This window comes from Alistipes sp. cv1, assembly GCF_900240235.1.
Classification (GTDB): Bacteria; Bacteroidota; Bacteroidia; order Bacteroidales; family Rikenellaceae; genus Alistipes_A; species Alistipes_A hominis.
In genome coordinates, this window is sequence record NZ_OEPW01000003.1 from 91,006 (window position 1) to 107,291 (window position 16,286).

10 protein-coding genes are annotated in these 16,286 nt (G+C 57.4%); all 10 read right to left on the bottom strand.

The window, feature by feature from the left end:
- Position 1: 1 nt before the first annotated feature.
- Entirely contained in the window at positions 2-3,178 is a 3,177-nt protein-coding gene (locus C1A08_RS06340; RefSeq protein WP_101572176.1) for an efflux RND transporter permease subunit, read from the bottom strand.
- A gap of 40 nt (positions 3,179-3,218) precedes the next feature.
- Positions 3,219-4,418, bottom strand: coding sequence for an efflux RND transporter periplasmic adaptor subunit (locus tag C1A08_RS06345; RefSeq protein WP_081032653.1), 1,200 nt, complete (start codon positions 4,416-4,418; stop codon positions 3,219-3,221).
- A gap of 539 nt (positions 4,419-4,957) precedes the next feature.
- The gene (gene surE, locus C1A08_RS06350; protein ID WP_055205814.1) at positions 4,958-5,737 is read right to left on the bottom strand and encodes a 5'/3'-nucleotidase SurE; all 780 of its coding nucleotides are present in this window, start codon (positions 5,735-5,737) and stop codon (positions 4,958-4,960) included.
- Positions 5,738-5,882: 145 nt separating this feature from the next.
- Positions 5,883-6,704 (bottom strand): N-acetylmuramic acid 6-phosphate etherase, encoded by an 822-nt coding sequence (gene murQ / locus C1A08_RS06355; RefSeq protein WP_055205729.1) that lies wholly within the window; start codon positions 6,702-6,704, stop codon positions 5,883-5,885.
- A gap of 9 nt (positions 6,705-6,713) precedes the next feature.
- Entirely contained in the window at positions 6,714-7,556 is an 843-nt protein-coding gene (locus tag C1A08_RS06360) for an ATPase (protein ID WP_101572178.1), read from the bottom strand.
- Positions 7,553-8,722: an acyltransferase family protein gene (locus C1A08_RS06365; protein ID WP_101572180.1), complete on the bottom strand. Its 1,170-nt coding sequence runs from the start codon at positions 8,720-8,722 to the stop codon at positions 7,553-7,555. The genes C1A08_RS06360 and C1A08_RS06365 overlap by 4 nt, the downstream gene beginning before the upstream one ends.
- A gap of 12 nt (positions 8,723-8,734) precedes the next feature.
- On the bottom strand, positions 8,735-11,734 hold the full coding sequence (locus C1A08_RS06370; RefSeq protein WP_101572182.1) for a golvesin C-terminal-like domain-containing protein: 3,000 nt from the start codon (positions 11,732-11,734) through the stop codon (positions 8,735-8,737).
- On the bottom strand, positions 11,731-13,179 hold the full coding sequence (locus tag C1A08_RS06375) for a sodium:solute symporter (protein WP_101572184.1): 1,449 nt from the start codon (positions 13,177-13,179) through the stop codon (positions 11,731-11,733). Before C1A08_RS06375 ends, C1A08_RS06370 begins: the two co-directional genes overlap by 4 nt.
- Before the next feature lie 251 nt (positions 13,180-13,430).
- Complete coding sequence (locus C1A08_RS06380; RefSeq protein ID WP_101572187.1) at positions 13,431-14,732, bottom strand: O-acetylhomoserine aminocarboxypropyltransferase/cysteine synthase family protein; 1,302 nt, start codon at positions 14,730-14,732, stop codon at positions 13,431-13,433.
- 320 nt (positions 14,733-15,052) lie between these two features.
- Positions 15,053-16,273, bottom strand: coding sequence for a peptidase T (gene pepT, locus C1A08_RS06390; protein ID WP_055205734.1), 1,221 nt, complete (start codon positions 16,271-16,273; stop codon positions 15,053-15,055).
- Between the last annotated feature and the right edge of the window lie 13 nt (positions 16,274-16,286).

Consider the following 16,286-nt stretch of genomic DNA (forward strand, 5'->3'; position numbering starts at 1 on the left):
GTTATTTCGTGTATTGTTCGATTTCTGCTTCGATTTCGGTGTTGTCGGTATCGTCCCAGTGCAGCGGCTTGAACCGTTCCTGCAGATGCTGGAAGGCGACGAACAGCGCCGGTACGACGAAGATCTGGCAGATCATACCGATCAACATACCGCCGATGGCGCCGGTTCCCAGCGTGCTGTTGCCGTTGGCTCCTACGCCGCTGGCGAACATCAGCGGCAACAGGCCGATCACCATGGCCAGCGAGGTCATCAGGATCGGGCGCAAACGGGCCGACGCTCCGAGTACGGCTGCCGAGACGATGCTCATACCGGATTGGCGTCGTTCGAGGGCGAACTCGGTAATCAGGATGGCGTTCTTGGCCAACAGACCGATCAGCATGATCAGGGCGATCTGCATGTAGATGTTGTTCTCGACGCCCATGAATTGCGCGAAGATGAAGCTACCCATCAGACCGGCCGGGATCGAAAGGATTACGACCAGCGGAAGGATGTAACTTTCGTACTGGGCGCTCAGCAGCAGGTAGACGAAGACCAGACACAGGATAAAGATAATGGCCGTGGTGCTTCCGCTGCTCTGCTGTTCCTCGCGCGTCATACCGGAATACTCGAATCCGTAACCGGAAGGCAGCGTTTCGTTGGCGACTTCCTGGATGGCCTGAATAGCCTGTCCCGAACTGTATCCGGGTTTCGGGTTTCCGTTCACCTTGATCGAGGTAAACATGTTGAAACGCGAGATGTTGTCCGGGCCGTACACCCGTTTGAGCGTAATGAACTGGGTGATCGGCGCCATTTCGTTGCCGTTGCGCACCTTGATGCTGTTCAGCGTTTCCGGATTGACGCGCAGTTCGGCGTCGGACTGGATCATTACGCGGTACAGGCGGCCGAAACGGTTGAAGTTCGACGCGTAGATACTACCGTAATAGCCTTGCAGGGCGGCGAGCAGCGTTTGCGGACTCAGGCCGGCCTGTTTACATTTGGCTACGTCGATATCGACCATATACTGCGGGTAGAACGGGTTGAACGCGCTGTAGGCCATTGCGATCTCCGGACGTTGGTTCAGCTTGCCGATGAACTGCTGCGAGATGTTGAAGAACGTGTTGATGTCGCCGCCCGTTTTGTCCTGCAGGTTCACTTCGAAACCGTTCGAGGCGCTGTAACCCGAGATCATCGGCGGAGCGAAGATAAATACCTGGGCGTCTTTGATCAGGTTGCGCGTCTGCATGGTCAGCATACCCATGATCGCATCGACGTTCTGTTCCTTGGTACGTTCTTCCCACGGCTTGAGTTTACAGATAAACGTACCGTAGGCGCTACCCTGTCCGGCCATGAAACTGTATCCGGCGATTTCGGTACGGCTTTTCAGACCCGGGGTGGCTGCGAGCAGACTGTCTATCCGAGCCATGGCGGCTTGTGTCTTTTCCAGCGAAGTTGCCGGCGGCATACTCACGGCGACGAAGAAAGTACCGGTATCTTCGTTCGGCACCATACCCGTCGGAGTGATTTTCATCAGGCCGAGCAGAACGACCACCGAAGCGATGACCAGGCCGAAGGCGAGCCATTTCCGTTTGATGAACAGGTTGACGCCTTTTTTGTACTTGGTCAGCGTGACGTCGTAAGCGACGTTGAAGGCTTTATGGAACCGTTTGATCGGGCTCAGTTTTTTCTGTCCCTCTTCCTCTTTCTGGTGCGGTTTCAGGAACATGGCGCACAGCGCAGGACTCAGCGTCAGCGCGTTGATGGCGGACAGGCCGATGGCGATGGCCATCGTCAGACCGAACTGGCGGTAGAACGTACCCGACGTACCGGTGATGAAGCTTACCGGAATGAACACGGCCATCATCACGAGGGTGATCGACACGATAGCTCCCGAAATTTCGCTCATCGCGTCGATAGACGCTTTCAACGGCGATTTATAACCCTGATCCAGTTTGGCATGTACCGCCTCGACGACCACGATGGCATCATCGACCACGATGGCGATCGCCAGCACGAGGGCGCAAAGCGTCAACAGGTTCACGCTGAATCCGATCAGGTACAGGACGAAGAACGTACCGATCAAAGCTACCGGGATCGCGATCGCCGGGATCAGCGTCGAGCGGAAGTCCTGCAGGAAGATGAACACCACGAGGAACACCAGAATAAATGCTTCGATCAGCGTTTTGAGCACTTCATTGATGGAGGCGAACAGGAAATCGTTCGTATCCATCATGATTTCGTAGTCCACTCCCGGAGGGAAATCCTTGGCGGACTGCTCGAGGATTTTTTTAACGTCGTTGATAATCTGCGTAGCATTCGAGCCTGCGGTCTGGTAAATGATGAACGAGGTACCCGGATGGGCATTCGAACGGGTCGAGAATGCATACGAAAGTCCGCCCAGTTCGACACGGGCGATTTCGCCGAGTCTCAGTACCTTGCCGTCCGGGGTCGCCCGGATTACGATATCTTCGAACTCTTCGGGCGTAGCCAGGCGTCCCTTGTACCGCATGATATATTGGAAAGACTGGTCGCCGCTTTCGCCGAACTGTCCGGGCGCGGCCTCGATGTTCTGTTCGGCGAGTGCGCTGATAACGTCCGTCGGCATCAGCATGTACTGCGCCATCACATCCGGTTTCAGCCAGATACGCATTGAATAATCGGCGCCCATCATCATCACGTCGCCCACGCCGGGTACGCGCTGAATCTGGGGAACCAGGTTGATCTGAGCATAGTTTTTCAGAAAGTTCTGGTCGTATTCGTCGTTCGGACTGAAAACCGTGCCGACCAGCAGCATACTGGTCTGCCGCTTGCTGGTGATCACGCCGACCTGCGTAACTTCGGACGGCAGCAGACCCTGGGCTTTGGCGACGCGGTTCTGCACGTTCACCGCGGCCATGTCGGGGTCGGTTCCCTGTTTGAAATATACGTCGATGCTCGCATCGCCGGTATTGGTAGCGGTGGAGGTCATGTACATCATGTTCTCCACGCCGTTGATCTGCTCCTCGAGCGGTGCGATCACACTGTTCAGTACGGTTTGGGCGTTGGCGCCGGTGTACGACGTGCTGACGTGCACGGTCGGCGGCGCGATATCCGGATATTGAGTTACCGGCAGCGAAACCAATCCCAGCACACCCAATATCACGATAAGAATCGAGATCACCGTGGATAGTACCGGGCGTTTTATAAATCTGTCTAATTTCATAATTCTGCTTTTTTATGCGAAATTCATTCCCCCCGGGCGTTTATTTTGCTGCACCTTTGGCTGCTGCGGCAGCGGCTGCCTGTTGAGTCGCCTGTTGCATTTTGGCGGCTGCCTCTTCCGGGGTGATCGGTTTGATCGGCATACCGTTCTTGATAAAGCCTACGCCCTCTACGACGATCCGGTCGCCGGGGTTCAGACCTCCGGTTACGACATACTGCTGGCCGTTATTGATCGGCAATACCTGAATCATCGTCTGGTTTACCGTCGAACTGTCCGTTACGACGAATGCGAAGATCTTATCCTGGGCTTCGACCGTTGCGCTCTGCGGAATCACGATCGTCGAATCGAGTTTTTCCGGAATCAGGATGTTGCCCGATCCGCCGCTGCGCAATACCTGGTTCGGATTTTTGAATGTGGCGCGTACGCGGGCTCCGCCGGCGGTCTGGTCGATCACGCCGCTCAGCGTTTCGACGGTGCCCTTTTCCGGGTAGATCGAGCCGTCGACGAGCTGCAGTTGCACTTCCGGCATCTTCTTCAGCGATCCGTCGGTCGTCATCTTCAGCAGTTCTTTTTCGTTCAGCGAGAAGTAGACGTACATTTCCGAATTGTCCGCTACGGTGGTCAGCGGGGTGGCCATGCTCGGACTTACGAGACTTCCGACACGGTACGGAATTTCGCCGACCACTCCGTTTGACGGGCTGGTCACCTGCGTATAAGAGAGGTTATTCTTCGCGTTGGTCAATTGCGCTTCGGCTTGTGCGAGGGCCGCTTTCTGCGATGCGAGGGTATTTTCGGCCATTTGCAGGTCGTACTCGCTGATGATATTTTTGCGGGCCAGTTCGCGTTTGTTGTCGGCGGTCAACTGGGCCGTCGCTACGGCTGCCTTGGCTACGTTTACGTTTGCTTCGGCCACTTTGACGGCCTCCTCGAATTGTACCGGGTCGATGATGAACAGCGTTTGGCCTTTTTTAACGGTCGCGCCTTCGTCTACGCACAGTTTGGTGATGAATCCGCTGACGTTCGGGCGGATTTCGATATCCTGGCGTCCGCGGATAGCGGCTGCCGGGTAGGTATTGTTCAGTTCGATCGAAGTCGGCTCGAGCGTTATGGTGGCGTATTCCGGTACGCCGCCCATCATTCCGGCCTGCTGTTTCGTGCCGCACGAAAAGAAAGTCGCGCCCAATGCGGTTAATAAGAAAAACCGTTGAGACTGAATAAGCATTGATTTTCGAATTTTCATATTCTTTAACTATTTGTTTGTTATTTTTCGAATGTCGTAGTGTGCGGGGGAACCGCATTCCCCATTGTCGTGCGCCTGCATGAGGTGCGACCCGTTCCGTGTTCTGCTCATGTTTTTTCGTTTTTTCCGCTATCCATATTTTTCACCATGTTTTCTTGCCTGCGTCGAACGAACGGATGAATTGCCGACGAAAATCCGACAGACAAAAGTACAAATATTCGTTCGATAATCTAATCCGTGCATTCGGTAAAGTCTTTTTACTCCGGATAATACGTTATTTCGTTTTTCTTAACGTGTTTTCACCGGATAAATTGCCCGTATGATGCCGGTTTTATGTGGATTCGACCATTTTTACGGCATTTTTTCACAATCCGATTTTACCGCATTGTACAGGTCGCAAATGTAAATAAGAAAACTGGAAAAACAAAAATAGTTTTCCAGTTTTTGAAAGTTTTTTACCCGATCGGTCAATTTAGTCGGGTTTTTAACCGGGTCTCGATATCCGAAAACGGGTCGAAACGGCGGTAAGGAAGCTGTTTTTACTCGAATTTCAGCTCTTTTAACTGCCCCAGTTGTTCGTAATTGGTCAGATCCACCTGGATCGGAACGACCGATACGTACCCGTTTTTGAGCGCCCATTCGTCCGTGTCGGTCGCTTCGGGCTCGGTATTTTCGAAATAACCGCAGAGCCAGTAATAGTCGTGTCCGCGCGGATCCTGGCGGCGTTCGAACACTTCCCGCCAATAGCCCCGGTTCTGGCGGCAGGGCATGATCCCGCGGATTTGTTCGGCCGGCAGGTTCGGTACGTTGACGTTCAGGCACAACGGGCGTCCGAGGTTTTCGGTCATGGCTTTTCGCACGATCGGCAGGATGTACTGCTGCACGGTGCCGAAGTCGGCGTCCTCGTCGTGGTCGAGCAGCGAGAAGCCGATCGACGGAATGTTGTAGAAACTGCCTTCGATGGCGGCTCCCATCGTTCCGGAATAGAGGACGTTAACGGCCGAGTTGGCGCCGTGGTTGATGCCTGACAGCACCAGATCCGGAGTTTCGCCGTTTTGCAGCAGGTAGTCGAAAGCGATCTTCACGCAATCGACCGGAGTGCCGTTGCAACCGTATATGGTCAAGCCTTCCTGCTCGGTCACCTTTTTCAGGTACAGCGGGCGCGTCATCGTGATGGCGTGCGACATGCCGCTTTGCCCCTCTTCCGGGGCCACCGCTACGATCCGGCCCAGCGGTCGGACCGTTTCGATCAGCTTTTGGAGTCCTTTGGCGCGGACTCCGTCGTCGTTGGTGATAAATATCAATGGTTTATGATTCATAGGCTTTGTCTGTTCGTTTGTTCGTAAACTGCAAAGGTACGAAAAAACGGGCCGAATACCAACTTGGCCGAAAGCGACGATCCCGAAAGTCCGCAACATTTTCGGATTTCCGGGATCGTGGTTGTCGGGGTGTTTTGCCGGCGGGTCAGCTTTGCGATTCGCGGTAGGCGTCGATCGCTTTGCGGGCCGATCCGTGCAGCAGCAGCAGGCGTTTGGCCTGTTCGTAACCGAGCCCCAGTTCGTCGGCGACCATCCGCGTTCCGCGGTCTACCAGTTTGTCGTTGGTCAGTTGCATGTTGACCATCCGGTTGCCTTTGACGCGGCCCAGCTTGATCATCGTGGCGGTCGTAATCATGTTGCAGATCAGCTTCTGCCCGGTTCCCGATTTCATCCGCGAACTGCCGGTGACCAGTTCCGGCCCGACGATCATTTCGATCGGAATATCGGCTTCGGCGGCCAGCGGGGAGTCCGGGTTGCTACAGATACAGGCGGTCAGGATGCCGTGTTCGCGGGCGCGGTGCAGTGCCCCGATCACGTACGGGGTCGTGCCCGATGCCGCGATGCCGATCACCGTGTCGAGCGGCGAGATATTCCGTTCCAACAGTTCTTGCCAGCCCCGCTGCGGATCGTCTTCGGCGTGTTCCACCGGATTCCGCAACGCCGTGTCGCCGCCGGCGATCAGGCCGACGACCAGCGTCGGCGGCATCCCGAAGGTCGGCGGGATCTCCGAGGCGTCCAGCACGCCGAGCCGGCCGCTTGTGCCGGCTCCCAGGTAAAAGATGCGGCCTCCTTTCTGCATCCGCTCGACGATGGCGGTTACCAGTTTTTCGATCTGCGGGATCGCCTTGCCGACCGCTTCCGGGACTTTCCGGTCTTCTTCGTTGATCTCTTCCAGCAGCTCGCGGACGGATTTTTGTTCCAGGTTGTCGTGCAGCGACGCCTGTTCGGTAATTTTTACGAAAGTCATATGTTATCGTTATTGATTCGCATGGTAACGGACGAGTCCTTTCATCGGCGTGCGGACGATCGACCCGATCCGCAGACCGGATTCGACGGCGGTCTCTTCCAAGATCTCCTTATAATAATAGGCGACCGATCCGGTGAAATGCACGGGAAGCTCGCGGCAGTCGGGGTATTGCAGTACGTTCCGGCGCAGGAAGCTCGCGAAACCGTTTTTGACCAGCGTCCGGATTTCCGGTACGTCGAGGTTTTCCGCGAGAAACGGCGACAGGCCGGCGAGGAAACGGTTCGGGAACGGTTTTTTGTAAATCCGTTCGAGAATATCGGCCGGCGTCAAGCCGAAACGCGAGAGAAATTTCTCTCTGAGTCCTGTCGGGAGCTGGTTTTTCAGGCAATCGCCGACCAGCGTCCGGCCGAGAACGGCCCCGCTGCCTTCGTCGCCGAGGATGAATCCGAGCGGCGAGACGTTGGCCGTAATTTCGGTTCCGTCGTACAGGCAGGAGTTCGAGCCGGTTCCGAGGATACAGGCGATGCCGGCGTTGCGGCCGCACAGCGCGCGGGCGGCTGCCAGCATGTCGCTGCCCACTTCGATGTCCGCCGCCGTGAAACGGGCGGCCAGGACGTCGCGGATCACGGCGATCTTATCGGGGAAAGCGCAGCCGGCTCCGTAAAAGCGGATCTGTTCGATCGGACGATTTCCAAGCTGCGGGAGCAGGCCGCCGTCCACTTCCCGGGCGATTTCGTCGGCGCTCTGGAAAAACGGGTTGGTTCCGTGGGTGGCGATCCGGCATATTTCCGCGGCGCCGTCGGCCACGCACCAGTCCGTTTTGGTCGAGCCGCTGTCTGCAAGCAGTATCATATTTTGATGTAAATTTTCCGTTTATACAACGTATAACCGATTCCCCAGTTCAGCGCGACGAACAGCAGCGCGTAGACCAGCGAACCGAAGTAGTCGCCCAGCGCGGGTTTCAGGCACAGCGAGTAGGCGAACCCGTGCAGGCTCAGCAGGCCGTTTCCGTGCGGCAGGCGAATGTTGTTCAGCAGGATCGAGAGCACGGCCGCCGAGACGTACAGAAACAGCGGATTGATGCCGAACGATTCGAAAAAACGGCTCCAGCGCCTGTAACCTTTGACATCGATCGTCCAGATCAACAGCGCCAGCAGCGACGAGGCCATGCCGCAGGTGACCAGTACGAACGTGGGCGACCAGATTTTCTTGTTGATCGGACAGCCGTAGCTCAGCAGCCAGCCGCACAGCATCAGCGCCGATCCGACGAGGAACAGGTTTTGGATTTTATCCGTCAGGTTCCGTGCGCCGACGAGCAGTCCTCCGCAGCAGAATCCGATCAGCACGTGGGCGATCGACGGGATCGTACTCAGCAATCCTTCCGGGTCGAAGGCGAGATCGCCCTGACGGTACATGTGCGCCGGGCCGAGTATTGCTCGGTCGACGATGCCGACGACGTTTTGTTCGGAAATTTCGAATCCGTGTCCCGATAGCAGGATCGCGAAATAACCGGCGAGCAGTCCCGCGGCGATCCACGGGATGCGCCGGTGGCGAACCGTTACGGCGATCAGCGCCGCCGCGCCGTAACTCAGCGCCAGGCGTTGCATCACGCCGAGGATCCGCATCCGGTCGAACGTCCAGCACGAACGTCCGATCCGTTCCCAAAACGGAACTCCTTCGTCCGACAGCGCGTTGAACGTGCCGCAGAATCTTGAGAACCACCCGATCCCGACGCCTATCAGGAAGATCACCAGTACTCGCCGCAAGATTTTCCGGACCGTGGCGCGGCTGCACCGGAAATCGAATTTTTTCAGCGACAAGTAGGTCGATGCCCCCATGATGAACATGAAAAACGGAAAGACCAGGTCGGTCGGCGTCAGTCCGTTCCACGAGGCGTGTTCCAGCGGGGCGTAGATCGCGCTCCAACTGCCCGGGTTGTTGACCAGGATCATCCCTGCGATCGTGATCCCGCGCAGGATATCGAGGGCCAGCAGGCGTTTGTTTTCAGCGGCGTTCATTCGTCCGAAGGGTTATGGTTGTTCGAAAAATTCCAGAATCCCGCGCATCAGGCTGTCGCGCCGTTCGTCCGTAAGGACGGTCTCGAACGGGAATCCGAGCGTGCAGACCTTGTAGGCGCCTTTATAAGCCACTCCCGCGCTGAGGTTGTTTTCCGTATAACGGAATACCGTGAAGGCGCCGTCGGCAGCCGGTTCGATAGCGTCGGGCGATTCGACGACGTAACAATCGCCGTTGAGTTCGTGGTTGTAGTCGTAATCTCCTTTCAGCGTTTTGTACGGCGAGGCGACGCTCCGGACACTGCCGCGAACGGCCGCCCGTCCGGTACGCAATTTGAATTTCAACGTGTTGGCGGCGAATTCCTTCGATGCCCCGGTCGTGTCGCTTTCCCACAGGTCGGAACCCACGTAAGCGCCGCTGACCAGCAGGTTGCCCCCGCCGTTGCAGTAGTCCGCGAGGGCCAGTTGCAGTTCGGGCGGGAAAGCCCGGAATTCCGGCGGACAGGCTCCGCGCGCCAGGACGGTTTCGCGCTGCTTGCCGAGGATCAGATCGACCGCTCGGTAGTCCCCGAGGTTCACCTCGTCGTCAATGACCGATTCGTTGCTGCACGACACGAACGAATATCCGGCGCTGACGATCGAGCGGCCGTGCAGGGCCGGATAATCGAACGTATTGCCGGCGATGACCTCTTTCTCGTAATCCGCGCGACTGGCCCCGAAACCGGCGGCATCGTCGTCGGCATACGGCGCCGGACGACGGAATTCGTACTGGCTGCCGATAAAGCTGATGTCCTGCCCATCCGGCACGCCGTGGTCGATTTCATCGTAAAAACCGGCCAGCGAGTCGCATACGAAACTGTACGGCGCGCTGATCCGGTCGAATCCGTTGATGACCAGCACCGTCCCTTTCTCGTCGGGAACTCGGCAGGCCGAAAGGATCTCGGATGGGAAACTTTCGCCGCCCCGGTTCAGCGCCGTCACTTTGTAACTGTATATTTTGCCGGGCTGCTGGTACAGCCTGATACGGTTTTCCGCGACCGGCACCCCGTTGTCGAAGCCGCCGTCGCCGATCCGGGTGTAGAGCACGTATCGTCCTGCCTGGGCGGTCGGTTCCAGCGGGTCGGCGACCGGCTGCCAGTTCAGTTCGACGCTGTCCCGCCCCGCGAATGCGATCCGGAAATGGTCGACCGGCAGCGGTTGTATGACGCAATCCTGCTTGTACTGGAATGCCAGGAACCGCAGGATGCCTTTATAAATCGCCCGGCTGACCGTAAAGCGGAAACGCGGGTCGAGGCCGTAACGCATGTCGGCGAAATTCTGGTGCGACAGCAGTTCGAGCAGCATGGCCGGCACTTCCGGGACGTGCGCTTCGAAATAGGCTTTGTCCCACATGCCGCGACGCGACCATTCGGGTTCGTACAACGCCTGTATATCCGATACGATCTGCGATTGCACCAGGTCGGTCAGGTCGCGCGACAGGTCGCGGGAGGCGCCGTTCGGGTAGAGTCCGTCGTCTTTGTGCGTATAATAGATGCCCAACGTGCCGATGATCGAGTCGTTCATCGTCGTTCCGGCGTCGGAATGGAATGCCAGCGATAGGTCGACCGGAATGTGCAGCCCTTCGCGGTCGGGGGCGTTCTTCGTCCCGCCAATCAGGTAGTTCACCCACAGGCCGCGGCACAGGTAGTCGTCGCGGTAGTCGTTCGTATGCCCCGTGGCCGAATAGACCGAATCCGGAAATCCCGCCCATTGCAGCCAGTAGCGCGCACCTTCGGTGAAACGGGGATAGCCGCTGGTCTCGTATGCGTAGTCGATTTCCGGATTGCGTTGTTCGGCCGGCATGATCCGGGCGATGTTGCCCTGTCCGCCGCCGATTTTGACGGCGTCGGCCGTGACGATCCGACCTGTCTTATGCGACAAATTGCTCAGCGTAACGCAGCCCGATTCGGAACATCCCGCATCGAAATCGAAGTGCCCGAGGTAGATCCATGTGCCGCCGCCCATCGTTTGGTTAACGCGGAAACGGGTCGTTCCACCTTTGTGGCGAACCGTGTAGACCGCATCGTCCGTGCTGTTCGGCAATGTTTTATAGGAGACGTAAACGGCATACCGGCCGCCTTTCGGAATGTCGGGCGTCCAACGTGCCGTGCTGACGTCGTCCGGATGACCTACGGTCACGGCCTGCCGGAACGTTCCGTCGCGGAACGGGTTCTCGGCGTCCTTGTAGCTGGATTGTTTGTAGGCGAAGCCGGGCTCCTCGCCGGTCGTCCAGGGTTTCGTCCCGTTTCGCTCTTCGTAACGCGACGCGCCCGCTATCGCCGGGTCGTTGTCTGCGATCGCCTCTTCGGTCTGTACGTCGCGTTCGCGCGGCATCAGGACGTAGGCCCCGGCGTTTTCCAGCATCGGAACCAGGTAGGGCAGCACGTAGCTCTGCGTGTAGAGGTCTTCGACGATCTCGAAAATACGTGCCCGCTGCCACTCCCAGCGGTTCAGTTTCGGTTCGAAATAGTATCCGTGACTTTGCCACAGGGCGATGTGGCGTCCGTCGAGTCCGGCGGTCGGCCGGTAGGGCCGATTCGCCCGCGTGACCAGCGGCTCGGGCGATTTCGTGACGAAGCGTTTTCGGCTGCGGTCGGCTTTGCTGCGCAACGGGGCGGGGATCAGTTCCTCAATCCGTTTTCCGTCGGAGAACAGGACGATCTCCTTGCGTTTGAACCCGGCCGGCAGCAATTCTCGGATACCGTCGTAAATTCTCCGGACGTTGTCTTCGCGGAACGGGATGTAGGCGCAGTTCTCGCCGGCATAGAGTTCCAGCGTTTTTTTGTCTGCGGCCACCGAGTCGATCGTAATCCGGCCCGAGCGGATCGTCGTGCGGGCCGTTTCGGTGAGCAGGTCCCCGATCCGGTCGCGGACATCCTGCGGGAGCGGCTGGGCTTGCAGCGGCAGAGTTGCCGCGAAGAACCCCGACAACAGGAACGCAAGACGGACTGCGTGCGTTTTTTTTATGATTTTCATTTTTTTCTGATTAGCAGGCAAAGGCCTGCAAATGTAAATAATGCGTTGAATATCAAAAGTTCGTAACTGAACGAATAACCGTTGAACCAGGTTTCCGAGTGACTGTCCAGTACGAAACAGAGCACCGGAGACAGCAGCGCGACGAGCGGAACCCAACGGTCCCGAACCGGGCGTTTGGTGAAAATGCCGAACGCGAACATGCCGAGGATCGGACCGTAAGTGTAGCTGGCCAGCACGTAGACGGCGTCGATGACGCTCGTGTTGTTCAGCACGTTGAAGATCAGGATTACGACGCCCATCGTGACGGCCATGCCGACGTGCACCCGCTTGCGGATGCGGGCCGTCCGGGTTTCGTCGTGTTTTTTCGTGCTTCCGAGAATATCGACCGTGAACGAGGTCGTCAGCGAGGTTAGCGCCGACCCCGCCGCCGAATAGGCTGCCGAAATCAGTCCGAGCACGAACAGAATACCGACGATCACCGGGAAGTAACCCTGCGTCGCGATCATCGGGAACAATTCGTCGCTTTTCTGCGGAACCTGCAGGCCGTTGCGTTCGGCGAACGTGTAGAGCAACACTCCGAGCATCAGGAACAGCAGGATCACGAACAGCTGCAGGATGCCGCTGGTTACGATGTTTTTCTGCGAATCCCGGAAATTCTTGCAGCTCAGGTTGCGCTGCATCATGTCCTGGTCGAGGCCGCTCATCGCGATCACCGTGAAAACGCCCGCAAGGAACTGCTTGAAAAAGTAGCGTTTGTCGTTTATATCGTCGAAAAAGAAGACCTGCGAATAGTCGTGGACGGCGATCGTCCGCACCATCTGCCCGAAGCCGAGCTGCAGGTCGGACGCGATGTAACAGATACACAGTACGACGCTTACTACGAGGCAGAACGTTTTGAGCGAATCGGTCCAAATCAGCGATTTGACGCCGCCGCGGAACGTGTAGAGCCATACGAGCGCCATCGTGGCGGCGACGTTCCAGACGAATCCGATGCCGAGCGGTTCGAAAACCAGTAGTTGCATGACGATACAGACCAGGAAAATCCGCACGGCCGCCCCGAGCATTTTCGAGATGAAGAAGAACCATGCCCCGGTTTTGTAGGAGGAGGCTCCGAAGCGGTTTTCGAGGTATTCGTAGATCGATACGAGCCGCATCCGGTAAAACAGCGGGATCAGCACGAACGCGATGATCAACTGCCCGGTCAGAAACCCGAGCACCATCTGCATATACGAAAAGTGGCTGGTCGCCACCCAACCCGGCACCGAGATGAACGTAACCCCCGAAATGCTCGATCCGATCATCGCGAAAGCGACCACGAACCACGGCGATTTCCGGTTGCCGACGAAAAATCCCTGGTTATCGGCCTTCCGTCCGGTCACGTAGGCGACTGCGAACAGCACGGTAAAATAAGCCGCGACGGTAACGAGGACTAAAGCAGGGGTCATATTCCGGATCGGTTTGGTATCCCAAAGGTACGAACTATTTTAGAAAAAACGGCAGATTACGAGACGGTTTCCGTCGGATTCCGTTCGGTGGGGGACGAAAGGATTTCGCGGGTTTTCCGTTTTACGCCGGAGTCGGGTAAAATTGCCTGTGCGGAATCGTCGGTTCCGGCGTTGAATATCGGATAGAAGCGAAAGGCCGTCCCCGAACCGGGAACGGCCTTTCGAACATCGGTTTCCGAAACCGGAGGCGGTTATAGGGTCCGTAACGCTTCGTCCAGGTCGGTTTTGAGGTCTTCGACCGCCTCGATGCCGAGCGATAGCCGCAGCAGGTTCGGGAAGACGCCGGCTTTGCGCTGTTCGGCTTCGCTGAGCTGGGCATGCGTCGTCGATGTCGGGTGGATGATCAGCGACTTCGTGTCGCCGACGTTGGCCAGGTGGCTGATCAATTCCAGGTGGTTGATGACCTGAGCCGTCTGTTCGGCGTTGCCTTTGACGCGGAACGACAGTACGCCGCCGAAGCCGTGGCGCAGGTATTTTTTTGCCAGCGCGTGGTGCGGACTGTTTTTGAGGCCGGGATAATTGACGCTTTCGACCTTCGGGTGTTTTTCGAGCCATTGCGCGATTTCCAGCGTGTTGTCGACGCTGCGTTGTACTCGCAGCGACAGCGTTTCGAGGCCTTGCAGCAGTTGAAAGGCATTGAACGGGCTCAGGCACGGTCCCAGATCGCGCAGTCCTTCGGCACGCGTGCGGATTGCGAACGCGATGTTGCCGAAGGGACCGTCGCTGCCGAATACCTCCCATATTTTCAGCCCGTTGTAGCTTTCGGTCGGTTCGCTGAAGGCCGGGTATTTGCCGTTGCCCCAGTCGAAGTTGCCGCCGTCGACCACTACGCCGCCGAGGCTGGTGCCGTGTCCGCCGATCCATTTGGTCGCCGAATGCGTCACGACGTTGACGCCCCATTCGATCGGGCGGAACAAGTAACCGCCGGCCCCGAACGTGTTGTCGGTGATTACGGCGATGTCGTGCTTACGCGCCAGTTCGACGATCGGTTCGAAGTCGGGCACGTTGAACTCCGGGTTGCCGATGGTTTCCAGATAGATCGCCTTCGTTCTCGGATCGATCAGCGAAGCGATGCTCCGTACGTCGTCGCCGTCGGCGAACCGTACCTCGATACCGAAACGGCGCAGGGCGACTTTGAACTGATTGTGCGTGCCGCCGTAGATGTACGAGGTGCTGACGATGTTGTCGCCGGCTTCGGCGAGGTTGCTGATGGCCAAAAATTGCGCCGACAGGCCCGATGCGGTCGCTACGGCCGCCGTGCCGCCTTCGAGCGCCGCAATGCGGTCTTCGAATACGGCCGTCGTCGGATTGGTCAGTCGCGTGTAGATGTTGCCGAACTTCTTCAGAGCGAACCGGTCGGCGCCTTCCTGCGCGTCCGAAAAGACATACGACGTGGTCTGGTAAATGGGAACGGCGCGCGAACCGGTCGTGGGGTCGGGCGCCTGTCCTGCGTGAACCTGCAGGGTGTCGAAGTGATAATTTCTTTTGCTCATGGTTTTATTTTTTTGATTGGTTTGTGAATTCGGGATACAAAAAAATCCGGCTCGAAGGCCGGATCGTTATGATTGTGTCGTTTTGAATCGGTGCGGGGCAGACAAACAGAATCACATCCGGCGTAAGCAGGAAGACATGCACATACCCATCGTCATCCGGCAGGAAGCCCGGAGTGCTGCGAAACGTTCGTATGCGCTGTTGTTTGTCATTTCATTCATGTTCCTGCGGCAAATATATGCATTTCCCGTAAAGTTGGTGCGTTTTCCGCAAATTTTTTTTAATTTTTTTTAGTTTCTGCAAACGAAAGGCTGCGCGTCTGTCAGGATTCGGACCAGATACGGGCCAGGTTTATAATGGTTTGCACGGCTCGTTGCATCGTGTCGACCGAACAGTACTCGAATTTGCCGTGGAAATTCATGCCGCCGGTAAACAGGTTCGGGCACGGCAGGCCCATGTACGATAGCCTCGCCCCGTCCGTGCCGCCGCGGATCGGACGCACGATCGGCGCGACGCCTGCCTGCCGCATCGCTTCCATCGCCTTTTCGATCACTTCGGGATACGGTTCGATTTTTTCGCGCATGTTGTAGTACTGGTCCTTCAGCGTCAGGCGGATGACGCCTTCCCCGTATTTCTCGCCGAGCAGCGCCACGGCGTCGGCGAGATAGCGTTTTTTCGCTTTGAACTTTTTGTGCGAATGGTCGCGGATGATGTATTCCAGCGAAGCCCGTTCGACCGTTCCCTCCAATCCGACCAGATGATAAAAACCTTCGTAGCCCTCGGTGTGTTCCGGACGCTGGGCGGCGGGCAGCAGCGCGTTGATTTCGCAGGCTACCTGCAAAGCGTTGATCATTTTGTCTTTGGCGTATCCGGGATGGATGTTGCGTCCCTGCACGGCGATTTCGGCGGCGGCCGCGTTGAAGTTTTCGTATTCGATCTCGCCTTCGAAGCCGCCGTCCATCGTGTAGGCGAATTTCGCCCCGAACCGCTCTACGTCGAAGAAATCCACTCCGCGGCCGATCTCTTCGTCCGGCGTGAACCCGATCCGGATCGTGCCGTGTTTCGCTTCGGGGTGGGTCGTCAGGTATTCGGCTGCGGTCATGATTTCGGCGATGCCGGCTTTGTCGTCGGCGCCGAGCAGTGTCGTGCCGTCGGTCACAATCAGCCGGTGCCCTTTGTAGAACGCCAGTTCCGGGAAATCGGCGGCGCGCATCGTGAGTTTGTCGTTCAGCGCGATATCGCCGCCGTCGTAGCGTTCGATAATGCCGGGGCGGATGTCCGACCCTTTCATATCGGGACTGGTATCGACGTGCGAAATGAAGCCGACGACCGGGGCCGACTCGCAGCCCGGCGTCGCCGGGATCGTACCGGTGACATAGCCGTTCGGATCGATCTCGACATCGTGCAGTCCGAGGGTCGTCATCTCTTCGAGCAAGTGGTTCAGCAGGGCCAGTTGTTTGGCCGTCGACGGATAGGTTTCGCTTTTCGGGTCGCTCTGCGTGTCGAAAGCGACGTATTTTAAGAATCGTTGTTCGAGGGTCATATTTTTATCTCTT